The organism is Kribbella sp. NPDC050281 (genome assembly GCF_040655855.1).
Lineage (GTDB): Bacteria > Actinomycetota > Actinomycetes > Propionibacteriales > Kribbellaceae > Kribbella.
Genome location: NZ_JBFAKS010000025.1, coordinates 40,915 through 64,197 on the forward strand (window position 1 = coordinate 40,915; position 23,283 = coordinate 64,197).

Consider the following 23,283-nt stretch of genomic DNA (forward strand, 5'->3'; position numbering starts at 1 on the left):
GCGACCATGTTGTCTTATGAGCTCGCTTCGCTCACTCATGTGTCAGCCTTCCCACGTCGGTCTTCAGTACACGCTCCAGTGAAATGCGGAATGCGGCCATCTCGGCGCCGGTGCCGATGGAAACCCGCAGCCAGCCGTCCGGGCCGGTCTCGCGGATCAGTACGCCGTCGTCCAGCAGCGACTGCCAGACGGCGTGCCGGTCGGCGAACGTTCCGAACAGGACGAAGTTCGCGTCCGAGTCGACCGCACGCAGGCCCTGCGCCCGCAGCCAGTCGACCGTCTCGTCGCGCTCCACCCGCAACTGCTCGACCCGGCCGAGCAGCTCGTCGGAGTGCCGCAGTGCTGCCCGCGCGACCGCCTGCGTCACAGCGGACAGGTGGTACGGCAGCCGCACGATCCGCAGTGCGTCCACCAACTGCTTGCTCGCGGCAAGGTATCCGACCCGGCCACCGGCCAGCGCGAACGCCTTCGACATCGTCCGCGCCACCGCGAGATTCGGGTATGACGGCAGCAGCGTCACCGCACTCGGCGTCCCGGTACGGCGGAACTCGGCGTACGCCTCGTCGACCACCAGGACCGAGCCGACCGCGGCGGTCCGGGCGGCGATCGCCTCGACCACGTCGATCGGCAGCGCCGTCCCGGTCGGGTTGTTCGGCGAGGCGAGCAGTACGACGGACGGGTGATGCCGCGAGATCGCGGCCAGCGCCTTGCTCTGGTCGAGGGTGAAGTCCTCGGCCCGGCGGCCGGTCACCCAGGCCGTGTTCGTGTCCCGCGCGTACTCCGGATACATCGAGTACGTCGGCGCGAACGAGAGCGCCGTACGTCCTGGTCCGCCGAAGGCCTGCAGGATGTGCAGCATGACCTCGTTGGAGCCGTTGGCCGCCCAGACCTGCTCGGCGGTCAGCTGCGCGCCGGACTCCCGGCCCAGATACGCCGCGAGCTCCGCACGCAGCTCCAGGAACTCACGGTCCGGGTAGCGGTTCAGGCCACGCGCCGCCTCGGTGACCGACGCTGCGATGTCGGCGACGGTCTCCTCGCTCGGCGGGTACGGGTTCTCGTTGACGTTGAGCAGCACCGGGACATCGAGTTGCGGGGCGCCGTACGGCTCGAAGCTCTTCAGCTCGTCGCGGAGCGGCAGCCCGTCGAAGCGGCCCATCAGTCCTCCCCGGGGAATCGCACCGACACCGCGGCGCCGTGGGCCGGCAGGTCCTCGGCGTGCGCCAGCGCGACCACGTGGCCGGCCACCTCCTGCAGGGCGTCGCGCGAGTAGTTCACGACGTGCATCGCCTTCAGGAAGCTGCGCACGGACAGCCCCGACGAGTGGCAGGCACAGCCGGCGGTCGGGAGGACGTGGTTGGACCCAGCGCAGTAGTCGCCCAGCGAGACCGGCGACCAGCCGCCGACGAAGATCGCGCCGGCGTTGGTGATCAGCCCGGCCCGCTCCTCCGCGTCCGCGGTCTGGATCTCCAGGTGCTCGGCGGCGTACGCATCCACCACCGCGGTCCCCTGGTCCAGATCGTCCACGAGTACGACGGCCGACTGCTGACCGTTGAGCGCTTCGGTGACCCGGTCCTGGTGCTTGGTCTTCGCGACCTGCACCGACAGCTCGGCCTCCACCTTGGTTGCCAGCGTTTCCGACGGCGTCACCAGCACGCTGGCGGCCATCGGGTCGTGCTCGGCCTGGCTGATCAGGTCGGCGGCGACGTGCTGCGGGTCCGCGGTGTCGTCGGCGAGGATCGCGATCTCGGTCGGGCCGGCCTCGGAGTCGATGCCGACCTCACCCAGCAGGAACCGCTTGGCCGCGACCACATAGATGTTGCCGGGACCCGTGATCAGGTTGACCTTCCGGCAGCCCGTGACACCAGCACCGAAGCCGTAGGCGAAGCCGGCGATCGCCTGCGCGCCGCCCATCGCGTAGACCTCTTCGATCCCGAGCAGCGCACACACCGCCAGCACCGTCGGGTGCGGCAGGCCGCCGAACTCCTTCTGTGGCGGTGACGCGACGGCCAGAGACGGGACGCCGGCAACCTGCGCCGGTACGACGTTCATCACGACGGATGACGCCAGTGGCGCACGACCACCCGGCACGTACAGCCCGACGCGCTGGACGGGGACGAACCGCTGCGTCACCCGGCCACCGGGGGCGGGCTCGGAGGCGATGTCGGGGGTGAGCTCGTCCTGGCTGACCTCGCGGACCCGGCGGATCGACTCCTCGAACGCCGCACGGACCTCGGGGTCGAGCTCCTCCAGCGCGGTCTTCAGTGCCTCGGCCGGGACGCGGACCTCGTCGACACGCACATGGTCGAACTTCTCGCCGTACTCCTTGATCGCCTCGAGTCCACGATGGCGGACGTCCAGACAGATCGGTCGGACGACGTCGAGAGCCTTCTCGACGTCGAACACGGCTCGGGGGACGAGGGCATTCACTTCGGCTTGGAGGTCGGACACCTCTCCGGCCGCCACTCGGCCCCGCAGGTCGACGCGGCGAATCATGGGCTCAGTCTAGTGGTGACGACCCGCCGTCCCTGCGCCCTATCCACCACGCGGCCGATCACGAGCCGTGATCGGGGTGATCGTCCACTACGCTCGACAGCATGGACTCCCGCCTGCCGCTGCTCACTGTCGAGACGGTGATCTTCCCCGGGCTGGTGCTCCCCATTCCGGTCACCGATGTCCAGGGCCGCGCGGTCGTCCGCGACCTGGTCGAGAACGGCGGTGAACTCGTCTGCGGCGCACTGGCCGTCCGGGACGGGTACGAGCTGGGTGAGCGGGTGTTCCGGTCGCTCTACGGGACCGGTTGTGCGGCGACGATCTCGGAGATCACCCTCGACGCCGACGACGACGGACCGGTCGAGCTCACGCTGACCGGCAACCGCCGGTTCAAGGTGGCCGAGCTGGACGGCGGCGGCGACTACCTGGTCGCGGACGTCGAGTGGCTGGACGAGGAGCTGGGCGACGACCCACTCGGTACGGCGACCATCGCGATCGAACGGTTCCGCCGGTACGCCGCGGCCGTCACCGAGATCAGCCGCCCGGGCCTGCACATCGGCGAACTGCCGGACGACCCGAGCACACTGTCGTACCTGATGTCGGCCGCGATGACGCTGCTCACCCCGGACCGGCAGAAGTTGCTCGAAGCGACCGACACCACGGCCCGGCTGGCCCAGCTCGTCGGCCTGCTGGACACCGAGCTGGCCGCCATCGCCGCGCTCCCGTCGCTGCCCGACACCGACCTCAGCTGGTCGACGATGTCGCCGAACTGACCCCCGCCGGGGTTGTAGTAGACCCAGGGGACCTTCTCGAAGGGGCTGGGGATGGACGGGAAATACGTACTGATCACCGGGGGAACCAACGGCATCGGGCTGGCGGCTGCACGCGAGCTGAGTCAGCAGGGCGCACGCATCGGGCTCGTGGCGCGGAATCGGGCGAAGGCCGAGAAGGTCGCCGCCGACCTCGGCGGGGCGGACGTTTTCGAGGCCGACCTGACCTCGCAGGCCTCGATCCGGACGATGGTCGCCGACGTCGCGGACCGGGCGCCGGCCATCGACGTGCTGGTGAACAACGCCGGCGCGATCTACGGCACCCATCAGCTCTCGCCGGAAGGGATCGAGCTGACCTGGGCGTTGAACGTGCTCGCGCCGTACCTGATCACCAATCTGCTGACCGACCACCTCTCCCCCGGCGGCCGGGTGATCATGACCGTCTCGGACGAGCACGCGAAGGCGAAGCGCATCGACTTCGACGACCTGACCGGGGAGCGGTTCTACTCCACCACCACCCGGATGACCGGCGGCCCGCTGCGCCGGTACGGCGAGACGAAGCTCGCGACGATCCTGCTCACCGTGGAGCTGGCCCGGCGAGGGGTCCAGGCGTACTCGTTCGAGCCCGGGCTGGTCTCCACCGGGTTCAACACCAACAACGGCCGGCTGATGAAGGCCATGATGGCGATGACCAAGCCGTTCGCCAAGACACCGGAGCAGGGCGCCGAGACGCTGGTGTGGCTCGCGACGGGAGCTGAGGCCGGGGCCGGCGGCTACTACTCGGACAAGAAACTTACCCAGCCGTCCGCCGCGGCGCAGGACCAGGCGACCGCCGAGCGGCTGTGGCAGACCTGCGCGGAGCAGACCGCCCTACCGAAGTGAATCCCAGCGCGGTATGGTTCTGGTATGAGCAAGCAGATCACCGTGCGGTTGCCGGACGAACTGGTCGACTTCATGGACCAGTTGGTGGCGACCGACAAGGCAACGAGCCGGGCGTCCGTGGTCGCCCGGGCGATGGAGCGTGAGCGCCGCCGCGAGCTGGCCGCCCGCGACCTCGCCATCCTGACCGAGCACGGCGACTACCCCGACCTGGAGGGCCTGGCGCCCGCGGCCGCCGGCACCGTGCTCACCGACCTCGACTGATGCGGCCGCTCCACATCGCCCGGCTCGACAAACCGCGGCCGGTCGTGGTGCTGACGCGTGAACTCATCCGCCCACGCCTGACCAACGTGACGGTGGCGCCGATCACCAGCACGATCCGCGGCCTGTCCACCGAGGTACTGGTCGGCCCGGAGAACGGGCTCGACCATCAGAGCGCGATCTCCTGCGACAACATCCAGACCATCCCGAAGGCCCAGCTCGGCCGCCTGATCGGCTACCTCCACCCCGACCAGGAACCCGCCCTGGCCGAGGCCATCACCCTCGCCTTCGACCTCGAGCTCTAGCCGAGCTTGCTCACGTCGCGCACCGCGCCCTTGTCCGCGCTCGTGGCCATGGCGGCGTACGCGCGGAGTGCCTGCGAGACCTTGCGCTCGCGTGCGCGCGGGGCGTAGACGCCGCCGAGGGCATCCCGGCGTACGGTCAGCTCGGCCTCGTCGACCAGCAGCTCGATCGAGCGGTTCGGGATATCGATGCGGATCTGGTCGCCGTCCTGGACCAGCGCGATGGTCCCGCCGGACGCGGCTTCCGGGGAGGCATGTCCGATGGACAGGCCCGAGGTGCCGCCGGAGAAGCGGCCGTCGGTGACGAGCGCGCAGACCTTGCCCAGGCCGCGGCCCTTCAAGAACGACGTCGGGTACAGCATCTCCTGCATCCCGGGGCCGCCCTTCGGGCCCTCGTACCGGATCACCACGACGTCACCCGGCTGGACCTGCTTGGCAAGGATCTTCTCGACCGCTTCCTCCTGCGACTCGCACACCACCGCGGGACCCTGGAACGTCCAGATCGACTCGTCCACCCCGGCCGTCTTCACGACGCAGCCGTCGACGGCCAGGTTGCCCTTCAGTACGGCGAGGCCGCCGTCCTTGGAGTAGGCGTGCTCGAGGTCGCGGATGCATCCGCCGGCCGCGTCGGTGTCGAGGGTCTCCCACCGCTCCGACTGCGAGAACGCGGTCGCCGACCGCTTGCACCCAGGCGCCGCGTGCCACAGCTCCACGGCTTCCGGCGACGGCGAACCGCCACGCACGTCCCAGGTCTTCAGCCAGTCGTCGATCGAGTCGCTGTGGACCGTGTGGATGTTCTCGTTCAGCAGTCCGGCCCGGTGCAGCTCACCCAGGATCGCCGGGATGCCGCCGGCCCGGTGCACGTCCTCCATGTAGTACGTCCCGCCCGGCGCGACGTTCGGCGCGACCTTGGCCAGGCACGGCACCCGGCGCGACACCGCGTTGATGTCGTCCAGGTCGAAGCCGACCTCGGCCTCCTGCGCGGCCGCGAGCAGGTGCAGGATCGTGTTGGTCGACCCGCCCATCGCGATGTCCAGCGCCATCGCGTTCCCGAACGCCTCGCGGGACGCGATGTTGCGCGGCAGTACGGTCGCGTCGTCGTTGTCGTAGTACCGCTTGGTGATCTGTACGACGGTCTCGCCGGCCTTCTCGTACAGGGCCTTCCGGGCGGTGTGGGTGGCGAGCACCGAACCGTTGCCGGGCAGCGACAGGCCGATCGCCTCGGTCAGGCAGTTCATCGAGTTCGCGGTGAACATGCCGGAGCAGGAGCCGCAGGTCGGGCAGGCGTTCTCCTCGATCCGCAGGATGTCGGCGTCGGAGACGTTCTCGTTCACCGCCTCGGACATCGCATCGATCAGGTCCAGCTTGCGCACGGTGCCGTCGACCAGCGTGGCCCGGCCGGCCTCCATCGGGCCGCCGGAGACGAACACGGTCGGGATGTTCAGCCGGAGCGCGGCGTTCAGCATGCCCGGGGTGATCTTGTCGCAGTTCGAGATGCAGACCAGCGCGTCGGCGCAGTGTGCCTCGACCATGTACTCGACCGAGTCGGCGATCAGGTCCCGCGACGGCAGGCTGTAGAGCATGCCGCCGTGGCCCATCGCGATGCCGTCGTCGACGGCGATCGTGTTGAACTCGCGCGCGATCCCACCGGCCGCGTGGATCGCCTCGGACACGATCCGGCCGACCGGCGCCAGGTGGGTGTGGCCGGGGACGAACTCGGTGAAGCTGTTCGCCACCGCGACGATCGGTTTGCCGAAGTCCTCCCGGGCGACCCCGGAGGCCTGCATGAGGGCGCGGGCGCCGGCCATGTTGCGGCCGTGGGTGACGGTACGGGACCTCAGGGCAGGCACGACGGCATCTCCTCGCAGTAGAACGACCCCATTGATGTTGCCACGTGCGTCCGGATGCCGGTACGCGGGTCCCGGATTGTGGAGCGGATGATTCTGTCGGACGCCGGATCTAGCCTGAGCACATGGCTGGGATGGAACACCACACGCGAGCGGTGCATCCTGCCTTGCGCCCGTACGTCGGTGACGTGAGCGGGTACGCGTACCACGGCGATCCCCCGGAGCTGCACCGCGGCCTGCCCTCGCGGTACCTGACGCTCGTCATCACCCTCGACGATCCGCTGGGCGTCGCCTGGCCCGACTGTCCGGTGGAGAAGTACGACGCACTGGTCGGCGGACTGCACTCGACCGCGGTCCATATCGGCGCGACACCCAGCCGGGCAGGCGTCCAGCTGTCACTGACGCCGGCCGCGGCGCGCGTCCTGCTCGGCCTGCCACCGGGTGAGCTCGCGTCCACCGTCGTCGGCCTCGACGAGGTGCTCGGCCGGCCCGCCCGCGTGCTGACGGAGCAGCTGCGGGAGGCCCCGGGTTGGGACGAGCGCATGGACCTACTCGAGACGCTGTTCCTCCGGCGGATGGCGGACACGCCTGCACATGAGGTGCGTCCGGAGGTCAGCTGGGCCTGGCGACGACTGCGTGACGCCGGCGGGGCGATCGGCGTACAAGAGCTGGCCGCGGAGGTCGGTTGGAGCCGGCGGCATCTGACCGATCGGTTCACTGCCGAATTCGGGCTGCCGCCGAAGGTGGCGGCGCGCGTACTGCGGTTCGAGCGGGCGGTCGGGCGGTTGCGACGGCAGCCGGCGATCCGGCTCGCCGACCTGTCCGCCGAGTTCGGGTACGCCGATCAGGCGCATCTGACCAGGGAGTGGCAGGCGATCGCGGGCTGCTCGCCGCGCCAGTGGCTGGTCGAGGAGCTCCCAAATCTTCAAGACTTCGTCCCGGCCTGGGCCGAAGAGTTGGAGGCATGAACACGACGACTGAACAGAAGAAGACCGTGATCGGCGTCTGGCCGGGTCTGCACTACAAGGACGGACAGGCCGCACTGACGTTCCTCACCGAGGGACTCGGGTTCGTCCTGGTCGCGTCGTACCCCGGAGCGGCTGAGGGTTCGGTTGCTCATGCCGAGCTGTCCTGGCCGACCGGTGGCGGCATCATGGTCGGCTCGAGCGACGCCAAGTCCGAAGCGGACGAGTTCAGTGCGCTGGCCGACGTGCCCCAGTCGGTGTATCTCGTCCACGACGACCCGGACAGCCTGATCGGCCGCGCGGTCGCCGCCGGCGCGGTCGTGGTCCGCGGCCTGTCCGACGCGGACTACGGATCCCGCGGCTTCACCGTCCGCGATCCCGAGGGCAACATCTGGAGCGTCGGCACCTATGCCGGCGAGATCCCCGAGTAATCCACAGGATCGTGCCGCACGCCCAGCATCGACGTGGCGATCTCATTAGACTCGCGGGGTGACCGAGACACCCGGGCTGCCCGTTTCCGAAGCCGTCGAAGTGCTGAGCCGAGTCTTCGGGTACGACGCCTTCCGCGGTCAGCAGGCCGAGATCATCGACACGGTCGTTGCCGGTGGGGACGCCTTGGTGCTGATGCCGACCGGTGGTGGCAAGTCGCTGTGCTACCAGATCCCGGCGCTGGTCAGATCCGGCGTGGGCGTGGTGATCTCGCCACTGATCGCGCTGATGCAGGACCAGGTCGACGCGCTGACCGCGCTCGGGGTCCGGGCCGGCTTCCTCAACTCGACCCAGGACTTCGAGCAGCGGCGCGAGGTCGAGCAGGCGTTCCTGGCCGGCGAGCTGGACCTGCTCTACCTGGCCCCCGAGCGGCTCCGGGTGGAGTCGACCGTGCGGCTGCTCGACCAGGGCAAGATCGCACTGTTCGCGATCGACGAAGCGCACTGTGTGTCCCAGTGGGGCCACGACTTCCGGCCCGACTACCTGATGCTGTCGGAGTTGCACGAGCGCTGGCCCGACGTACCGCGGATCGCGCTGACCGCGACCGCCACGGAGGCGACGCACCAGGAGATCGCGACCCGGTTGAAGCTGACCGACGCGAAGCACTTCGTCGCGAGCTTCGACCGGCCGAACATCCAGTACCGGATCGTGCCGAAGGACAGCCCGCAGCGGCAGTTGCTCGACCTGCTCCGGACCGAGCATTCCGGCGACGCGGGCATCGTCTACTGCCTGTCCCGCAACAGCGTCGAGAAGACCGCGACGTTCCTGACCCAGAACGGGATCGAGGCCGTGCCGTACCACGCCGGCCTGGACAGTCGGACCCGCGCCGCCAACCAGGCCAGGTTCCTGCGCGAGGACGGGCTGGTCGTGGTCGCGACGATCGCGTTCGGGATGGGCATCGACAAGCCCGACGTCCGCTTCGTCGCCCATCTCGATCTGCCGAAGTCGGTCGAGGGCTATTACCAGGAGACCGGCCGCGCAGGGCGCGACGGGCTGCCGTCCACCGCGTGGCTCGCGTACGGGCTGCAGGACGTCGTTCAGCAGCGGAAGATGATCGACACCTCCGAGGGCGATCTCGCGCATCGGCGGCGGCTCAGTGCGCATCTCGACGCGATGCTCGCGTTGTGCGAGACCGTGCAGTGCCGCCGATCGCAACTGCTCGCGTACTTCGGTCAGCACGGCGACGCGTGCGGGAACTGCGACACCTGCCTGACTCCGCCGGAGTCGTGGGACGGGACGATCGCGGCGCAGAAGCTGCTGTCGACCGTGTACCGGCTGCAGCACGAGCGGGGCCAGAAGTTCGGTGCAGGCCAGCTGATCGACATCCTGCTCGGCAAGGAGACCGAGAAGGTCAAGCAGTTCCGGCACGACCAGCTGAGTGTGTTCGGGATCGGCACCGAACTGAAGGACACCGAGTGGCGCGGCGTGATCCGGCAGTTGCTGGCGCTGCGGCTGCTCGCGGTCGAGGGCGACTACGGGACGCTGGTGCTCACCGACGAGAGCGGCGAGGTGCTCGGCCGCCGGCGCGAGGTGATGATGCGCCGGGAGCCGGAGCGGATGCGGTCGAAGTCCTCGTCGGGGTCGAAGAAGAAGGCGGCGGCGGACCTGTCCCCCGAGGCGGCTCCGGTCTTCGAGCGGCTACGGACCTGGCGTGCCGCCGTCGCGAAGGAGCAGGGCGTCCCGGCGTACGTCATCTTCCACGACGCGACGCTCCGCCAGATCGCCACCGACCTCCCCGGCAGCCTGGCCGCGCTGGGCACCATCAGCGGCATCGGCGAGAACAAGCTGGCCAAGTACGGCGAGGGCGTCCTGGAGGCGCTGTCCGCGCCGGACTGATGTCGAGTCCGGCCGGGTTCCTTCGACGCGAGGGTATGAGCGCGGGTCGGCCGCGCTCTGCGGAGTGAAGGAGCAGGATCATGTCTTCATCGGTGTTGTTGATGGCGATGTCCCTCGACGGGTACATCGCGGGCCCGAACGACCGTCCGGGCAACCCGGGCGGCGACGGCTTCATGCGGTTGCACAAGTGGTACGAGCGCGCGGACGGCGAGTTCGGCCGGCCGGAGGGGCCGGCCGGTGAGGTCTGGGACGAACTGAACGCGACCGGCGCGGTGCTGGTCGGCCGGCGTACGGCGGAACAGGTCGACTTCTACGGCGGCGACCACCACGGCGTGCCGATCTTCGTGCTCAGCCGCCAACCGGTGCCTGAGGCGGCCGCGAAGTACGAGACGGTGAAGTTCGTCTCCGACATCGAGACCGCGATGGCGCAGGCGAAGGCCGCGGCCAGGGACAAGGACGTCCTGGTCCACGGTGCGGTCACCGCCCAGAAGGCGCTCGAGGCGGGCGTACTCGACGAGCTGCAGATCGACCAGGTCCCGGTGCTGTTCGGCGGCGGGATGCGCCTGTTCGACGTCCTGCCGGAACGGATCGAACTGGAGGTCGCGCGGGTGATCGACACCCCGGCAGCCACCCACATCCGCTACCGCGTCCGGCGCTGAGCCGAGCACTGCCTGGCGATGGGCCTCCGGTCCCGGCTCACCCGAGCAAGGGTCGGAGGGCCGTGGTCAGCTCGACGATCGCGCCGTCCAGGTGCCTCTCGCCGTCGGCAACGAGCAGCGCGACCGAGACCTTCTTCGCCGGGATCACGACCATCATGCTGGAGTGGTCAGGCATGTCCCCGCCATGGCCGTACGCCGTGTCGAGGCCGAACTGCAGCGTGAACAGCATCGTCCCCAGCCCGTACTCGCCGTCGCCCTTGATCATCTCGCCGGCCAGGCCGGCCGGCAGCACGCGTCCGCCGTACAGCTGGTATCCCCAGCGCGCGACAGTGGGCGCGTCGGCGGCCAGCCCACCTGCGGCTGCGATCGAGCTCGCGAAGGCGCGGCACGGGAGGTAACCGTCAGGCTCGCCGCAGGACTCGTTGTCGTCCTGCACGGCCGGCGCCTGCGGCTTCTCCCCGTCCTGGAAGGCTGCGTGCTTCAGCCCGGCCGGTGTGGCCAGGTCGCGACGCAGGACGGTGGCGAGCGGCTGGGCAGTCACCTTCTCGATCAGCATGCCGAGCAGCTCGTAGCTGGGATTGCTGTAACTGAAGGGGCTGTTCGGCGGACCAACCTTCGAGCTGTGGAACGACAGCACCTCCCCGAGCCTCCAATGCCGACCAGGAGCAGCCGCGATCGCCGTGTCCAGGTGGGCGAAGTCGATCCCCTCGAAGTCGAGAACACCGGACGTCATCGACAGGTGCTGCCGGACGGTCGCGCCGTTCGCCGTCAGCTTGTGCTGCACGTACGTCGAGATCGGTTTGTCCAGGTCGACCTTCCCGGCCTTGGCGAGCAGCATCACCTCCGCGGCGATGAAGGTCTTCGTGATGCTGGCGACCGGCATACTCGTGTCCGGGCGCAACGCCGTTCCCCGGATGTCCTTGCCGGCCGCTCCGGACCACGTCCAACGATCGGTGACGACCGCCGCGGTCGCCCCCCGTGAACCTGCCGGGCTGTCCGGGAATGCGACGATCTTCGCGAGCACGTTCTGCAGAGCCTGGGCTTTCCCCGGTTCGAGCGCTGTTGTTCCCGGATCCGGGAACGCCGGCATCGTGACAGGGATGATCGGCGCCGCTGCCGGTTCGTCTCCCCCACCAGAGCACCCCACCAGCGCGATCACCAAGAGGGCGGCCGCGCTCCACCTCATCCTTCGATCATGCCACCGAAACCGTCCGGGGGGCAGTGCTCTGCCGCTGCGGGATCCGGCGGCCTGGGTGCGCCCGCGGAGGTCAGTTCAGCAACGGCTGGACGGCGGTGAGGAGTCCGGCCATCGCGGTGTCGACCTGTTTGTTGCCATCGGCAAGGAGCAGGGCGACGGAGAGTCTCTTCTCCGGGATCACGACCAGCAGGCTGGTGTGGTCGGCCATCTCACCGCGGTGGCCGAACGCCGTACCGATGCCGAACCGTCCGGTGAACAGCATCGTCCCGAGCCCGTACTCGCCCTCGCCCTTGGTCATCTCGCTCACCAGGTCGGCCGGAAGTATGCGGCCGCCGTACAGCTGGTATCCCCAGCGCGCGATCGTCGGCGCGTCGGCGGCGAGCCCTCCGTTCGCCGCCGACAGGCTGGCGATCGAGCGGCACGGGAGATAGCCGTCGTTCGCCGAGCCACACCCTGGGTTGGCGTCGACCACAGCGGGCGGCTGCGGCTTCTCCCCGTCCTGGAAGGCGGCGTGCTGCAGCCCGGCCGGCGTAGCCAAGTCCCGGCGGAGCACGGTCGCGAGCGGCTGCCCGGTCACCTTCTCGATCAGCAGCCCGAGCAGCACGTAGCTGGGATTGCTGTAGTTGTAGGTGCTGCCCGGTGCTCCGACCGGCGCGGTGTCGTAGGACAAGGCCTGCTCATGCGTCCAGTGCTCACTCGGCGCGGTCGCGATCGCCTTGTCCATCCGCGCGTAGTCCTCGGGCAGGTAGTTCGGCACGCCGGATGTCATCGAGAGATGCTGCCTGACGGTCGCCTTGTTGGCGGTCAGCCTGTGCTTCACGTACGTCGAGATCGGCGCGTCCAGGTCGACCTTCCTCGCTTTCGCCAGCAGCATCACCTCCGCCGCGACGAACGTCTTCGTGATGCTCGCGACCGCCATGCTCGTGTCCGCGGTCAACGCCGTACCCCGGGCGTCCTTCCCCGCCGCCCCGGACCAGGTCCACCGATCGGTGACGACCGTGGCCGTCACACCCCGCGAGCCCGACTCGAGGTCCTGCGTCGCGACGATCTTCGCGAGCACGTCCTGCAAGGCCTTCGCCTTCGCCTGATCGAGCGGCGTCGTCGCCGGATCAAGGAAGATTGCGGCCGTGGCCGGCGTACTCGTGGCCGGGCTCCCACCCGAACAACCCACCAACGTCAGCACCAGCAGCACCGCCATCCCCGATTTCACCATCCTTCGATAGTGGCACCGGAGGAGTTCAGCGCTGCGGAGTCCAGTCGACGGTGACGGCCAGATCGGCGAAGTCGTAGATCAAGCGGGAGCGGCGGGAGGCGATCCAGGCCAGGCATACCTTGTTGGTGGCGAGGTCGTTCACCGGTACGGCGGCGACGTCGGAGCGGTGGTAGAAGGTCGCGACCGACAGCGGGAGGATCGAGATGCCGGTGCCGGTGGCGACGTGTTCGAGCTTCTCCTCGACGCTGCGGAGTGCGGGGAGCGGCTTCGGTGCGCCGGCGCGCAACTCCAGCGCGATGTCACGCCATTCGGGAACGGCGTCAGGCTCCTGGAGCAGGTGTTCGTCGGCGAGGTCGGTGATCTCGATGACCGGTTTGCCGGCCAGGCGGTGGTCGGACGGGAGCATCGCGACCCTGGGCTCCTCGAAGAGCGGGCGGATGCTCAAGCCCTGCTGGTCGATCGGCAGGCGCACGATGCTGACGTCGACGCGACCGTCGTGCAGGACGTCCACCTGGTCATCCCAGGTCGTGCGGATCACTTCGACCTCGACCTCGGGATGTGCGGCGGCGAAGGCGCGAACAGCTGGGGTGACGGTGATGCCGGGCATGAAGCCGACGGTGAAGGTCTTCGGTCCCCGCGCTGCTTGAGTGACACGGCGGCGCACGGCCTCGGCTGAGGCGAGGAGTGGCCGGGCGTCGTCGAGCAACTGGCGACCCGCCTGCGTGAGTTCGGTGGCGCGCTTGGTCCGGACGAAGAGCTGGACCCGGAGCTCGTCCTCGAACGCGCGGATCTGCCGGGAGAGCACCGGCTGGGCGATGTGCAGTCGCTCCGCCGCCCGACCGAAGTGCAGCTCCTCGGCGACGGCGACGAAGTACCTGAGCTTGCGGAGGTCGACGTCCATAATACCTTCAGGGTATTACAGGCGCCGGAACAGGTCTTGGACTCCGGCGGCCGGACGCCCGCATCGTGGAAGGGAATCCCCCACCACGAAAGGCAGTCTTCTGATGAGTTTGCAGGATCAGCGCGTCGTCGTCCTCGGCGGTACGTCGGGGATCGGGCTCGCGACCGCCCACCTCGCCGCCACCCAGGGCGCCACCGTGATCGTTGCCTCCAGCAACCCCGAGTCCGTCAAGCGCGCGCTGGACACACTCCCCGCGACCGTGTCCGGCGAGGCGGTGGACCTGACCGACGCCGCGGCAGTCAAGGGTTTCTTCGATCGTCTCGACCCGTTCGACCACCTGATCTTCACGGCCGGTGAACCGCTCACGCTGCTCGAGGTCGAGTCGATGGACCTCGCGCGGGCCCGGCAGGCGTTCCAGCTCCGGTACTTCGGCGCTCTCGGTGCGGTCAGCTCCGCCGCATCGAAGATCCGCCGGGGCGGCTCCGTCGTACTGACGACCGGCGCCGCGGGTGACCGCCCCAGTCCAGGCTGGTCGGTGGCGGCCAGCATCTGCGGTGCCATGGACTCTTTGGTCCGGGCGCTCGCCGTCGAACTCTCACCACTCCGCGTCAACGCGGTCAAGCCCGGCGTCGTCCGCTCGCCACTGTGGTCGGACCTGTCCGTCGAGGACCAGCAGACCTTGTACGACGAGACGGCGCGGCTGCTCCCGGTCGGACGGGTCGGCGAGGTCACCGACATCGCCGAGACGTACGTTTACCTGATGAACCAGGGTTACGCGACCGGCACCATCGTCACCGTCGACGGCGGCCATGTCCTCGTCTGAGCTGGCAGAGTGGACACCGTGGCACGCATCCTGATCACCGGTTCCGCCGACGGCCTCGGCCGGCTGGCGGCCTCCGAGCTCATCGATCAAGGGCATGACGTCGTACTCCATGCCCGCAACGAAGCCCGTGCGGCTGATGCCATGGCCGCTCTGCCCGGAGCCGAAGCCGCGCTGACCGGCGATCTCGCGAGTATCGCGCAGACGCGCGACCTGGCCCGGCAGGCGAACGAGTCGGGCCGGTTCGACGTGGTGATCCACAACGCGGCGGTCGGTTATCAGGAACCACGGATCGAGACCGTCGACGGCCTGGAGCACGTGTTCGCCGTCAACGCGTTGGCGCCGTACCTGCTGACCGCTCTGATCGATCGGCCAGACCGGCTGATCTATCTGAGTTCGGGCATGCACGAGAGCGGGGACGTCGTACTCGACGACCTGCAGTGGGTACGGCGGCGGTGGCGGGGAGCGCAGGCGTACTCGGACTCGAAGCTGCACGACGTGATCCTCGCCTTCGCGGTCGCCCGGCTGTGGCCCGACGTACTGTCGAACGCCGTGGATCCGGGCTGGGTCCCGACCAAGATGGGCGGCCGCGGTGCACCCGGCGACCTGGGCCAGGCGCACCTGACCCAGGTCTGGCTCGCGACCGCGGCGAGCACGCCGACCGGTGGGTACTACTACCACCTCCGGCCGCACCGGACGCATCCGGCCGCGTCCGATCCGGAGGTGCAGGCGGCCTTCCTGGACGCCTGCGCCTCGCTCACCGGCGTGACGCTGCCGGGTCATTCCTGAGAGACGTACAGCCGGTTCCCGTCCTGGTCGCGGAGGCTGAACATCGGCGGGACGTCCGGCCACTTCAGCAGTTCGTCGGTCTCGACGCCTGCGGCGAGGAAGTGCTCGTGCGCCGCCTCGGCGTCCGGGCTGGACAGGCGGATGCCGGTGTCGATGCCGGCCGGGCTGTCGTCCCTGGCCGGGGTGAGCGCGATGCTGGCCGCGGCGCCGGGCGGCGCGACCACGATCCAGCGACCGCCGAACTGCGGCAGCGGAGCATCCATCAACAGCTCGAATCCCAGCGTCTCGGTGTAGAACGCGACCGCACGATCCTGGTCGTTCACCGGTACGCCGACGGTCCGAATGCCGGTGAGGTGGTTCATCTCGTTCTCCTTCTCGGTGAAAGGTGCTTTCACTCAGGAGGTAGAAGCCGCACCGGCGTTTTCGACATCACTTCACAAGAAACCCCGGACGGCATACCGCTGCCGTCCGGGGTTTCTCGATGGAACGACTACTTCGCGACCACCCGGAGGGTGAAGTCGGCCTGGCCGTCCCCTGTGGAGCGGGCGACGAAGCCGCCGGACTTCAGCGCGGCCAGGTCCTTGTCGGAGCTGAACCGTTCGCTCAGCGAACCCGCGGCCTCGAAGTCGATGTAACCGATCGACACCGCGCCCTTCGTGTCGGGCAGGGCCTGCTTGAAGTTGTCGGTCTGGCCCAGCGTGCCACCCTTCAGCACCTGGTCGGCGTAGTCCTTGTCGGTCGCCAGCACGAGCGTGTCGTCGTCCTTGGCCGACTCGACCGGGATGTTCGCCCGGGACTTGTCCCGCAGCAGCGTGGTCAGCTTCTCCACCACCGGCTCGGCCTTGGCCGGGTCGGTCTCGAGCCGGGCCGCGATCTTCGGGCCGTTCGAGGTGTCCTTGTCGATCGCGAGGGCCAGGTTCTTGCCCAGCACAACCTTCAGGTCGTCCGGCAGCTTCAGGCCGGTCTCCTCGGCGAAGCCCTGGGTGAGCTGCTCGAGGTTGCCGTTGGCCGCCTTCTCCATCTGCTTCCACATCGTGTCGATCAGGCTCTCGCCACCCGACACCGCGAGAGCACCGGCGGTGCTGTCCGGCAACTGGCCGATCACGTCACCGGCGTCGGCCGAGTTGACCTTGATGCTCTGATCCCCCGAGGCGATGCCCTTCAGCTCGACGTACTGCGAGTCGAACCGCAGCGCCGCCGCCATGCTCGCGTCGCCCAGGCCGGCCAACTGCTCGGACTCGACCCGGCCGGAGAGCGAGGCAATGGCCTTAATGTCCGCCCAGGCCGACATGAAGCCGCGCTCGCCGAGCTTGTCCATGTCCGCGCTGAACTTGGCGTTCTTCTCCAGCGGGTTGTCCTTGGCGGTGGCGACCGCCGTGTCGACGATCGCCTGGCTGTCGGCGAGCAGGACGTAGCCGTTGCTGAACGCACGGCCCGGCTTCTCGTCCTCGTTCGCCAGCAGCTTGTCCAGGCCCTTGTTCGCGTCGCTCTCGCTCTTCACCTGGACGGCGAGCACCACGTCCGGGTCCTTCTTGCCGTCGGTGGCGGGCAGCGCGGCCAGACCGGCGCGCTCGCCGAGCCACGGCTTGATGTCCTTGTCGTAGTTCACATCGGCGAGGTCGTCACCGGCGTACTTCTTGATCTGCTCGAACAGCTTCTGCCGCAGGTCGTCCTTGTCACCGGTCAGGCCGAGCTTCTCCTTGACCGACGGGAACTTCATCAGGAACCGGATCGCGGCGACCTTCTGGCCGGCCGATGGGTTCAGGTCCACGCGGGCATAGGCGACCGCGGTGCCGGGCAGCACGGCCTCCGGCTGCTCGCCGCCATTCAGCTTGCCGTAGGCAAAGATTCCGCCGCCCGCGACGACCAGCACCATGGCCAGCGCGGCGATCAGCGGGATCACCTTGCCGCGGCGCTTCTTCGGCTCCTGCCACTGCCCCGGACCGAACCCAGGCCCCTGCGGCGGCTGTCCGCCGATGTTCATCTGCTCGTACGCGCCTGGTCCGCCAGGCTGCTGCCCGTACGGCGCCTGACCTGGGTGCCCCTGCGACGGCGCCTGGCCGTACTGCGGTGCACCTTGCGGAGCGCCTTGCGTCCAGGGACCCTGCTGGTTGCCGGGAGCACCCATCGGGCGCTGTCCCTGCGGAGCGCCGTGCTGGGCGGGGCCGCCGTACTGGCCTTGACCCTGCGGAGCGCCGTGCTGAGCGGGGCCGCCGTACTGGCCTTGTCCCTGCGGCGGACCGGCGTACGGGCGCCGCCCCTGCGGGGGGCCGCCGTACGGGTTCTGGGGGTGCTGCGGACCGCCGGCGCCTGGGTACGGCGGGTTGGGCGGGATGTTCTGGTCGGACATATGCTCCCTCGCGTGGTCCGGTGGCCTCACCCACCGGCTAGGTCGTCCGGCGCTCTCGCGCGGCACGACCTGGACACACTAGTGCACCGGTGGCGGGGGGTTTGACGCGCCAGGTTGCGAAGTGGTTGCAACCGGCTCGCTGCGCCAGGTGGTGGCGGCGATGACGGCTGCGGCCAGCGCGGCACCGACCAACCAGGCCGCGGCCGGAGTCCAGGTATGCAGCTCCAGCGGGGCGGACACGAGGTCTCCCGGCTTCGCCGCCTCCAGTCGCTGCTGCAGCGGATCATGGCCGAGCAGCATGCCCACACCCCACGCGACTCCCGAACCCATGCAGGCGCCGAGTACGACGATCGCGACCGACCACGGCCCGTAGTTGCGCAGCCACCAGAAGAGTGCGGCCCCCAGCACCAGCGCGGTCACGAACCCGATCGAGGTGAATGTGCCGTCCGGCCCGAAGATCCGGGTCATCTGCTCCTCGCCCAGAGCACCGCCCCGCTCGTCGACCGTGTACTGCGCCAGCGGCGAGAACTGCTGCCAGGCCCACCCGGCCACCACACCGGCGACCAGGAACACGACGACGGTCACCAGGATCGCCTTCGCCCACGGCATCTCCGGCTCCGTCGCCGGCGGCGTACCGAACGGCAGCCCCGAGGGCGGTGCGACGTACGGCGAGGGCTGTGCGGACTCCTGTTGACTCACCTCGACAGTGTGGCTCATTCTTTGCTGCCCCACCCCACCGCCCCGGTCGGCAACGGAAGACGACTCGTTCACAGGTCCCCTCAGCTGGCCAGGCAGGAAGGTCCGAGGAGCGCCTTGAGATCCGCCATCAGCGACGACGTCGGCGTCACGCGGAACCGGTCGCCGATCCGCATCACCGTGGTCTTCTGGCGGGCCTGCAGGCGCAACTGCACCTCGGTCATCCCGGGATGCGACTGCAGCACGTCCCGCAGTTGCTCGACCAGTGGCGGCGTACACCGGTTCACCGGCATCGTGATCACCACCGGCCCGCTCGGGCCTTCGGTCAGGTCCGGCACGATCACCTCGGAGCCGCTCAGCTCGAGCCGGTCCTCACGACGCCGGACCCGGCCCTTCATCAAGATGATCGCGTCGTTGGTGAGCAGGTGTGCGTGCAACTGGTACGCGGAGGAGAACATCATCACCTCGATCGAACCTTCCAGGTCCTCGATGGTGACGATCGCGTAGATGTCGCCGCGCTTGTTCACCTTCCGCTGCACCGCGGTGACCAGGCCGCCGATGGTGACCTGGGAGCCGTCCGGCCGGTCCTCGTCGGCGAGCAGTTGACCGATGGTGCAGTCGCTGCCGTTGGTCAGCACGTGCTCGACGCCGAACAGCGGATGGTCGGAGACGTACAGCCCCAGCATGTCGCGCTCGTGCGCGAGCTTGGTCGCCTTGTCCCACTCCTCGATCTCCGGAACGGTGACGGTGAGCCGGCTGTTCCCCTCGCCCTCGTCCGCCTCGTCGTCGCCCATCGAGAACAGGTCGAACTGACCGTGCGCCTCGTTCCGCTTCAGGTCGATCGCCTCGTCGACGGCCTGCTCGTGCACCGCGACGACCGCGCGCCGGGCGTGGTTCATCGAGTCGAACGAACCGGCCTTGGCCAGCGACTCGATCACCCGCTTGTTGCAGACCGGCAGCGGCACCTTGTCGATGAAGTCGACGAAGTCGGTGAACCGGCCCTTCTCTTCGCGAGCCGCGACGACCTCGGCCACCACGTTCACGCCGACGTTGCGGATCGCGGACAGGCCGAAGCGGATGTCGGTGCCGACCGGGGTGAAGTTCGAGTCCGACTCGTTCACGTCCGGCGGTAGCACCTTGATGCCCATCCGGCGGCACTCGTTCAGGTAGATGGCCATCTTGTCCTTGTCGTCCTTGACGGACGTGAGGACCGCGGCCATGTACTCCGCCGGGTAGTTCGCCTTCAGGTACGCCGTCCAGTACGAGACCAGCCCGTACGCCGCGGAGTGCGCCTTGTTGAACGCGTAGTCGGAGAACGGGACCAGGACGTCCCAGAGCGCCTTGATCGACTGGGCGGAGAAGCCGTTCGACTTCATGCCCTCCTCGAAGCCGACGTACTCGGCGTCGAGGACCTCTTTCTTCTTCTTGCCCATCGCCTTGCGGAGCAGGTCCGCTTTGCCCAGGCTGTAGCCGGCCAGCTCCTGGGCGATCTTCAGCACCTGCTCCTGGTAGACGATCAGCCCGTACGTCGGTCCGAGGATCGGCTCCAGCGCCTTCTCCAGCTCCGGGTGCAGGTAGGAGACCTCCTGCTGCCCGTTCTTCCGGAGGGCGTAGTTGGTGTGCGAGTTCGCGCCCATCGGGCCGGGCCGGTACAGCGCGCCGACGGCCGAGATGTCCTCGAAGCCGTCCGGTTTCATCAGCCGCAGCAGCGCCCGCATCGGGCCGCCGTCGAACTGGAACACACCGAGCGTGTCACCGCGGCCGAGCAGCTCGAAGGTCGGGCCGTCGTTCAGGCTCTTGGCCAGCTCGTCCAGGTCCAGCGTGATGCCGCGGCTGGCCTCGACGTTCTTGACCGCGTCGTCCATGATCGTCAGGTTGCGCAGGCCGAGGAAGTCCATCTTGACCAGGCCGAGCGTCTCGCAGCTCGGGTAGTCGAACTGGGTGATGACCTGGCCGTCCTGCTCGCGGCGCATGATCGGGATCAGGTCGATCAGCGGCTCGCTGGACATGATCACGCCGGCCGCGTGCACACCCCACTGGCGCTTCAGGTTCTCCAGCCCGCGCGCGGTGTCGACGATCTTGCGCACGTCCTGGTCCGACTCGTACAACTGCCGGAACTCGCCGGCCTCGGAGTACCGCTTGTGCTGCGGGTCGAAGATGCCGGACAGCGGGACGTCCTTGCCCATCACGGTCGGCGGCATCGCCTTGGTGATCCGGTCGCCCATCGCGAACGGGTAGTCCAGCACCCGGCCGGCGTCCTTGATCGCCTGCTTGGCCTTGATCGTGCCGTAGGTGACGATCATCGCGACCCGGTCGTCGCCGTACTTCTCGGTGACGTAGCGGATCACCTCGGGGCGGCGGCGGTCGTCGAAGTCGACGTCGAAGTCGGGCATCGACATCCGCTCCGGGTTCAGGAAGCGCTCGAAGATCAGGCCGTGCTGGAGCGGGTCCAGGTCGGTGATCTTCATCGCGTACGCGCACATCGAACCGGCACCCGAACCACGGCCCGGTCCGACCCGGATGCCGTTCTTCTTGGCCCAGTTGATGAAGTCGGCGACGACGAGGAAGTAGCCGGCGTACCCCTTCCCGACGATGACCTCGATCTCGTACTCGGCCTGCTTGCGGACCGCGTCCGGGATGCCGTCGGGGTAGCGGAAGTGCAGACCGGTCTCGACCTCGGCGACGAACCAGGACTCCTCGTTGTGTCCCTCCGGGCAGGGGAAGCGCGGCATGAACCGGCCCTCGCCCTCGGTGAAGCTGACGTCGCACTGCTCGGCGATCAGCAGCGTGTTGTCACACGCCTGCGGCAGTTCCTTCCAGACCTCGCGCATCTCGGCCGCGGTCTTGACGTAGAACTCGTTCGCGTCGAACTTGAACCGGTTCGGGTCGGACAGGGTCGAACCGGACTGCACGCACAGCAGCGCGGCGTGCGCGGTCGCGTCCTCGGGCTTGGTGTAGTGCAGGTCGTTGGTCGCGACCAGCGGCAGGCCGAGCTCCCGGGCCAGCTTGAGCAGGTCCTTCTGGATGTCCCGCTCGATGCCGAGGCCGTGGTCCATCAACTCGCAGTAGAAGTTCTCCTTGCCGAAGATGTCGCGGAACTCCGCGGCAGCCTCGACGGCCTCCTTGTACTGCCCGAGGCGGAGCCGGGTCTGCACCTCACCGGACGGGCAGCCGGTGGTCGCGATCAGGCCCTGGCCGTAGGTGTTCAGCAGCTCGCGGTCCATCCGGGGCTTGAAGTAGTAGCCCTCGAGGCTGGCCAGCGAGCTCATCCTGAACAGGTTGTGCATGCCGGAGGTGTTCTTCGCCAGCAACGTCATGTGGGTGTACGCACCACTGCCGGAGACGTCGTCGCGACCCGAGTTCGCGTCGCCCCACTTGACCCGCTTCCGCTCGCTCCGATGCGTGTGCGGGGTCAGGTACGCCTCGACGCCGATGATCGGCTTGACGTCGTACTTCTTCGCGGTCTTCCAGAACTCGTAGGCCCCGAACACGTAGCCGTGGTCGGTGGTCGCGATCGCCGGCTGACCCATGTCATGGGCGGTTTTGAACAACTCGTCGATCCGCGCGGCGCCGTCCAGCATGGAGTACTCGGTGTGCACGTGTAGATGCACGAAACTGTCGCTGGACGCCATGTCTTCGCAGACCTCCCAGGGCGTGAGTGAAGGTGACCGCAGCAGCCTAATCCGCCCCACCGACAGTCCGTGAACCGCCGCTCCGACGAACCCCCCACCCACCCCGATCCGCCCGCTATCCGGTCACCCTCCCCCGCTCCCCTCCCCCGCTCCCCTCCCCTCGCCCCACCCGTGACTGGGGAGTTCTGCTGGTCAGTTTGCGTGTGCTGCGCTCCCCAGATCCGAACGCGTGAAGGGGAGGGGGCAGGTGGGGGTGCAGCGGGTGGGGGTGCCGGGCCAGCCGCGGGATTGGAGGACATGGGCTACCTGGACAGCCGCGGCGCAAGGGTCGGCCACCAACTGGTACCCGAATCGGAGAGTCGCCTTCGCCGTCATCAGGGCGGCGTTGTCGCGGCTCATGTCGCGCCAGCGGGAACGGGCATCCTCGTGCCCGGCACGGCCGTCGAGCTCGACGATCAGACCGTACTCGTCATACTCGAGATCCCGGTACACAGCGCCGACGCCGGCGGCGACTCGGACCTGCCTCACGGCGGCCGGGAGACCGTGCGCCCGTTCAACCTTGCGCAGGTAGGTGAGCTCCAGGAACGACTCGACCCCTTTGGTCGCGTCCCGAAGTACTTCGCCGAGGGCCGCGCGCCGGGGAAGGCGGTGCTGCCGATCCAGCTCCGATTGCAGACGTTGTGGGGTCGTACGACGCTGGCGACAGGCGTCGAGTACGAGCGCCGCCGCGGTCTCGAGCCTGGGGCGGCGACTCGCGACCGAGAGGACAGCGACCTCGATCCGCACTATCCGGGGTTCGCGGGCCGCGACGACCCGACTGTCGAACTCGCGGGAGCGAGTCAGGACGACGCCCGCCCGACCGCGCACCCGGCGGTGGTGCGGAATCTCCAGCCGGACCACGTCACCCCAGTCCCCGTCGAGTCCGTACCTTCGAAGCGCCGTCTCTCCAGCCAGGGCCGCTTCCGGTCCGTACGCCAACCAGGCAGCCCACAGCCGCGTCTCCCACGGAACAGGGCCGGAGAAATCGACGTACACACCCTGATAGACCCGCTCGATCCGTCCGGATCGGCATCGCATGGCGAGCGACCGATCCGATACGCCGTACGCGTTCGCCTGCGCCCGGGTGAACGCCCCCAACTGCCGCCGCCGATCCCCAACAAACTCGTCCGCATCCCAATTCACACCC

Annotated in this window: 21 protein-coding genes; 10 read left to right on the forward strand and 11 right to left on the reverse strand. The window is 68.7% G+C overall.

Annotation, left to right across the window (positions count from 1 at the left end):
- Positions 1-31 precede the first annotated feature (31 nt).
- Together AB0I34_RS25615 and hisD are read right to left on the reverse strand one after the other, a co-directional pair.
- Complete coding sequence (locus AB0I34_RS25615) at positions 32-1,156, reverse strand: histidinol-phosphate transaminase (protein ID WP_360449394.1); 1,125 nt, start codon at positions 1,154-1,156, stop codon at positions 32-34.
- Complete coding sequence (gene hisD / locus AB0I34_RS25620; protein ID WP_360449396.1) at positions 1,156-2,493, reverse strand: histidinol dehydrogenase; 1,338 nt, start codon at positions 2,491-2,493, stop codon at positions 1,156-1,158. Before hisD ends, AB0I34_RS25615 begins: the two co-directional genes overlap by 1 nt.
- A gap of 101 nt (positions 2,494-2,594) precedes the next feature.
- On the opposite strand from hisD, the gene AB0I34_RS25625 reads away from it, so the two are divergent.
- Genes AB0I34_RS25625 through AB0I34_RS25640 form a run of 4 tightly spaced genes read left to right on the forward strand, consistent with a single transcriptional unit; the run spans position 2,595 to position 4,705 of the window.
- Positions 2,595-3,263, forward strand: coding sequence for an LON peptidase substrate-binding domain-containing protein (locus AB0I34_RS25625; protein WP_360449399.1), 669 nt, complete (start codon positions 2,595-2,597; stop codon positions 3,261-3,263).
- A gap of 51 nt (positions 3,264-3,314) precedes the next feature.
- Complete coding sequence (locus AB0I34_RS25630; protein ID WP_360449402.1) at positions 3,315-4,142, forward strand: SDR family NAD(P)-dependent oxidoreductase; 828 nt, start codon at positions 3,315-3,317, stop codon at positions 4,140-4,142.
- Positions 4,143-4,166: 24 nt separating this feature from the next.
- A complete protein-coding gene (locus tag AB0I34_RS25635) occupies positions 4,167-4,403 on the forward strand; it encodes a YlcI/YnfO family protein (protein WP_329475872.1) in 237 nt (78 codons plus the stop codon).
- Positions 4,403-4,705 (forward strand): type II toxin-antitoxin system PemK/MazF family toxin, encoded by a 303-nt coding sequence (locus AB0I34_RS25640; RefSeq protein WP_360449405.1) that lies wholly within the window; start codon positions 4,403-4,405, stop codon positions 4,703-4,705. The genes AB0I34_RS25635 and AB0I34_RS25640 overlap by 1 nt, the downstream gene beginning before the upstream one ends.
- On the opposite strand, the gene ilvD is transcribed toward AB0I34_RS25640, so the two are convergent.
- Positions 4,702-6,552: a dihydroxy-acid dehydratase gene (ilvD, locus tag AB0I34_RS25645; protein WP_360449407.1), complete on the reverse strand. Its 1,851-nt coding sequence runs from the start codon at positions 6,550-6,552 to the stop codon at positions 4,702-4,704. The two genes, AB0I34_RS25640 and ilvD, sit on opposite strands and share 4 nt — an antisense overlap.
- A gap of 122 nt (positions 6,553-6,674) precedes the next feature.
- On the opposite strand from ilvD, the gene AB0I34_RS25650 reads away from it, so the two are divergent.
- From AB0I34_RS25650 to AB0I34_RS25665, 4 genes are all read left to right on the forward strand, one after another.
- Positions 6,675-7,517 (forward strand): helix-turn-helix domain-containing protein, encoded by an 843-nt coding sequence (locus tag AB0I34_RS25650; protein WP_360449410.1) that lies wholly within the window; start codon positions 6,675-6,677, stop codon positions 7,515-7,517.
- Positions 7,514-7,945: a VOC family protein gene (locus tag AB0I34_RS25655; RefSeq protein ID WP_360449413.1), complete on the forward strand. Its 432-nt coding sequence runs from the start codon at positions 7,514-7,516 to the stop codon at positions 7,943-7,945. Before AB0I34_RS25650 ends, AB0I34_RS25655 begins: the two co-directional genes overlap by 4 nt.
- 58 nt (positions 7,946-8,003) lie before the next feature.
- A complete protein-coding gene (recQ, locus tag AB0I34_RS25660) occupies positions 8,004-9,839 on the forward strand; it encodes a DNA helicase RecQ (RefSeq protein WP_360449416.1) in 1,836 nt (611 codons plus the stop codon).
- Positions 9,840-9,919: 80 nt separating this feature from the next.
- Positions 9,920-10,498, forward strand: coding sequence for a dihydrofolate reductase family protein (locus tag AB0I34_RS25665; RefSeq protein WP_360449418.1), 579 nt, complete (start codon positions 9,920-9,922; stop codon positions 10,496-10,498).
- Between the two features lie 37 nt (positions 10,499-10,535).
- Here AB0I34_RS25665 and AB0I34_RS25670 read toward each other — a convergent pair whose 3' ends face one another.
- From AB0I34_RS25670 to AB0I34_RS25680, 3 genes are all read right to left on the reverse strand, one after another.
- The gene (locus AB0I34_RS25670) at positions 10,536-11,684 is read right to left on the reverse strand and encodes a serine hydrolase domain-containing protein (protein ID WP_360449421.1); all 1,149 of its coding nucleotides are present in this window, start codon (positions 11,682-11,684) and stop codon (positions 10,536-10,538) included.
- Between the two features lie 82 nt (positions 11,685-11,766).
- Positions 11,767-12,909: a serine hydrolase domain-containing protein gene (locus AB0I34_RS25675; protein ID WP_360449424.1), complete on the reverse strand. Its 1,143-nt coding sequence runs from the start codon at positions 12,907-12,909 to the stop codon at positions 11,767-11,769.
- A 25-nt stretch (positions 12,910-12,934) separates the two neighbouring features.
- A complete protein-coding gene (locus tag AB0I34_RS25680; RefSeq protein WP_360449426.1) occupies positions 12,935-13,810 on the reverse strand; it encodes a LysR substrate-binding domain-containing protein in 876 nt (291 codons plus the stop codon).
- Between the two features lie 103 nt (positions 13,811-13,913).
- On the opposite strand from AB0I34_RS25680, the gene AB0I34_RS25685 reads away from it, so the two are divergent.
- Together AB0I34_RS25685 and AB0I34_RS25690 are read left to right on the forward strand one after the other, a co-directional pair.
- Positions 13,914-14,633, forward strand: coding sequence for an SDR family oxidoreductase (locus AB0I34_RS25685; protein WP_360449429.1), 720 nt, complete (start codon positions 13,914-13,916; stop codon positions 14,631-14,633).
- 18 nt (positions 14,634-14,651) lie between these two features.
- Complete coding sequence (locus AB0I34_RS25690; RefSeq protein ID WP_360449431.1) at positions 14,652-15,419, forward strand: SDR family NAD(P)-dependent oxidoreductase; 768 nt, start codon at positions 14,652-14,654, stop codon at positions 15,417-15,419.
- Here AB0I34_RS25690 and AB0I34_RS25695 read toward each other — a convergent pair.
- From AB0I34_RS25695 to AB0I34_RS25715, 5 genes are all read right to left on the reverse strand, one after another.
- Positions 15,410-15,781 (reverse strand): VOC family protein, encoded by a 372-nt coding sequence (locus AB0I34_RS25695; RefSeq protein ID WP_360449433.1) that lies wholly within the window; start codon positions 15,779-15,781, stop codon positions 15,410-15,412. The genes AB0I34_RS25690 and AB0I34_RS25695 overlap by 10 nt on opposite strands.
- Before the next feature lie 128 nt (positions 15,782-15,909).
- A complete protein-coding gene (locus AB0I34_RS25700; RefSeq protein ID WP_360449435.1) occupies positions 15,910-17,769 on the reverse strand; it encodes a DUF3352 domain-containing protein in 1,860 nt (619 codons plus the stop codon).
- Positions 17,770-17,847: 78 nt separating this feature from the next.
- Positions 17,848-18,468: a hypothetical protein gene (locus AB0I34_RS25705; protein ID WP_360449437.1), complete on the reverse strand. Its 621-nt coding sequence runs from the start codon at positions 18,466-18,468 to the stop codon at positions 17,848-17,850.
- An 80-nt stretch (positions 18,469-18,548) separates the two neighbouring features.
- Positions 18,549-22,097 carry a DNA polymerase III subunit alpha gene (gene dnaE, locus AB0I34_RS25710; RefSeq protein ID WP_360449440.1) on the reverse strand — a complete coding sequence of 1,183 codons (3,549 nt, stop codon included), beginning with the start codon at positions 22,095-22,097 and terminating at the stop codon, positions 18,549-18,551.
- Between the two features lie 192 nt (positions 22,098-22,289).
- Entirely contained in the window at positions 22,290-23,279 is a 990-nt protein-coding gene (locus AB0I34_RS25715; protein ID WP_360449442.1) for a type IV toxin-antitoxin system AbiEi family antitoxin domain-containing protein, read from the reverse strand.
- Positions 23,280-23,283 lie beyond the last annotated feature (4 nt).

Bases quoted from the DNA above. Each gene is read 5' to 3' on its own strand.
- AB0I34_RS25615 (WP_360449394.1), bottom strand. From the start codon at position 1,156: ATGGGCCGCTTCGACGGGCTGCCGCTCCGCGACGAGCTGAAGAGCTTC.
- hisD (WP_360449396.1), bottom strand. From the start codon at position 2,493: ATGATTCGCCGCGTCGACCTGCGGGGCCGAGTGGCGGCCGGAGAGGTG.
- AB0I34_RS25625 (WP_360449399.1), top strand. From the start codon at position 2,595: ATGGACTCCCGCCTGCCGCTGCTCACTGTCGAGACGGTGATCTTCCCC.
- AB0I34_RS25630 (WP_360449402.1), top strand. From the start codon at position 3,315: ATGGACGGGAAATACGTACTGATCACCGGGGGAACCAACGGCATCGGG.
- AB0I34_RS25635 (WP_329475872.1), top strand. From the start codon at position 4,167: ATGAGCAAGCAGATCACCGTGCGGTTGCCGGACGAACTGGTCGACTTC.
- AB0I34_RS25640 (WP_360449405.1), top strand. From the start codon at position 4,403: ATGCGGCCGCTCCACATCGCCCGGCTCGACAAACCGCGGCCGGTCGTG.
- AB0I34_RS25650 (WP_360449410.1), top strand. From the start codon at position 6,675: ATGGCTGGGATGGAACACCACACGCGAGCGGTGCATCCTGCCTTGCGC.
- AB0I34_RS25655 (WP_360449413.1), top strand. From the start codon at position 7,514: ATGAACACGACGACTGAACAGAAGAAGACCGTGATCGGCGTCTGGCCG.
- AB0I34_RS25665 (WP_360449418.1), top strand. From the start codon at position 9,920: ATGTCTTCATCGGTGTTGTTGATGGCGATGTCCCTCGACGGGTACATC.
- AB0I34_RS25670 (WP_360449421.1), bottom strand. From the start codon at position 11,684: ATGAGGTGGAGCGCGGCCGCCCTCTTGGTGATCGCGCTGGTGGGGTGC.
- AB0I34_RS25675 (WP_360449424.1), bottom strand. From the start codon at position 12,909: ATGGTGAAATCGGGGATGGCGGTGCTGCTGGTGCTGACGTTGGTGGGT.
- AB0I34_RS25680 (WP_360449426.1), bottom strand. From the start codon at position 13,810: ATGGACGTCGACCTCCGCAAGCTCAGGTACTTCGTCGCCGTCGCCGAG.
- AB0I34_RS25685 (WP_360449429.1), top strand. From the start codon at position 13,914: ATGAGTTTGCAGGATCAGCGCGTCGTCGTCCTCGGCGGTACGTCGGGG.
- AB0I34_RS25695 (WP_360449433.1), bottom strand. From the start codon at position 15,781: ATGAACCACCTCACCGGCATTCGGACCGTCGGCGTACCGGTGAACGAC.
- AB0I34_RS25700 (WP_360449435.1), bottom strand. From the start codon at position 17,769: ATGTCCGACCAGAACATCCCGCCCAACCCGCCGTACCCAGGCGCCGGC.
- dnaE (WP_360449440.1), bottom strand. From the start codon at position 22,097: ATGGCGTCCAGCGACAGTTTCGTGCATCTACACGTGCACACCGAGTAC.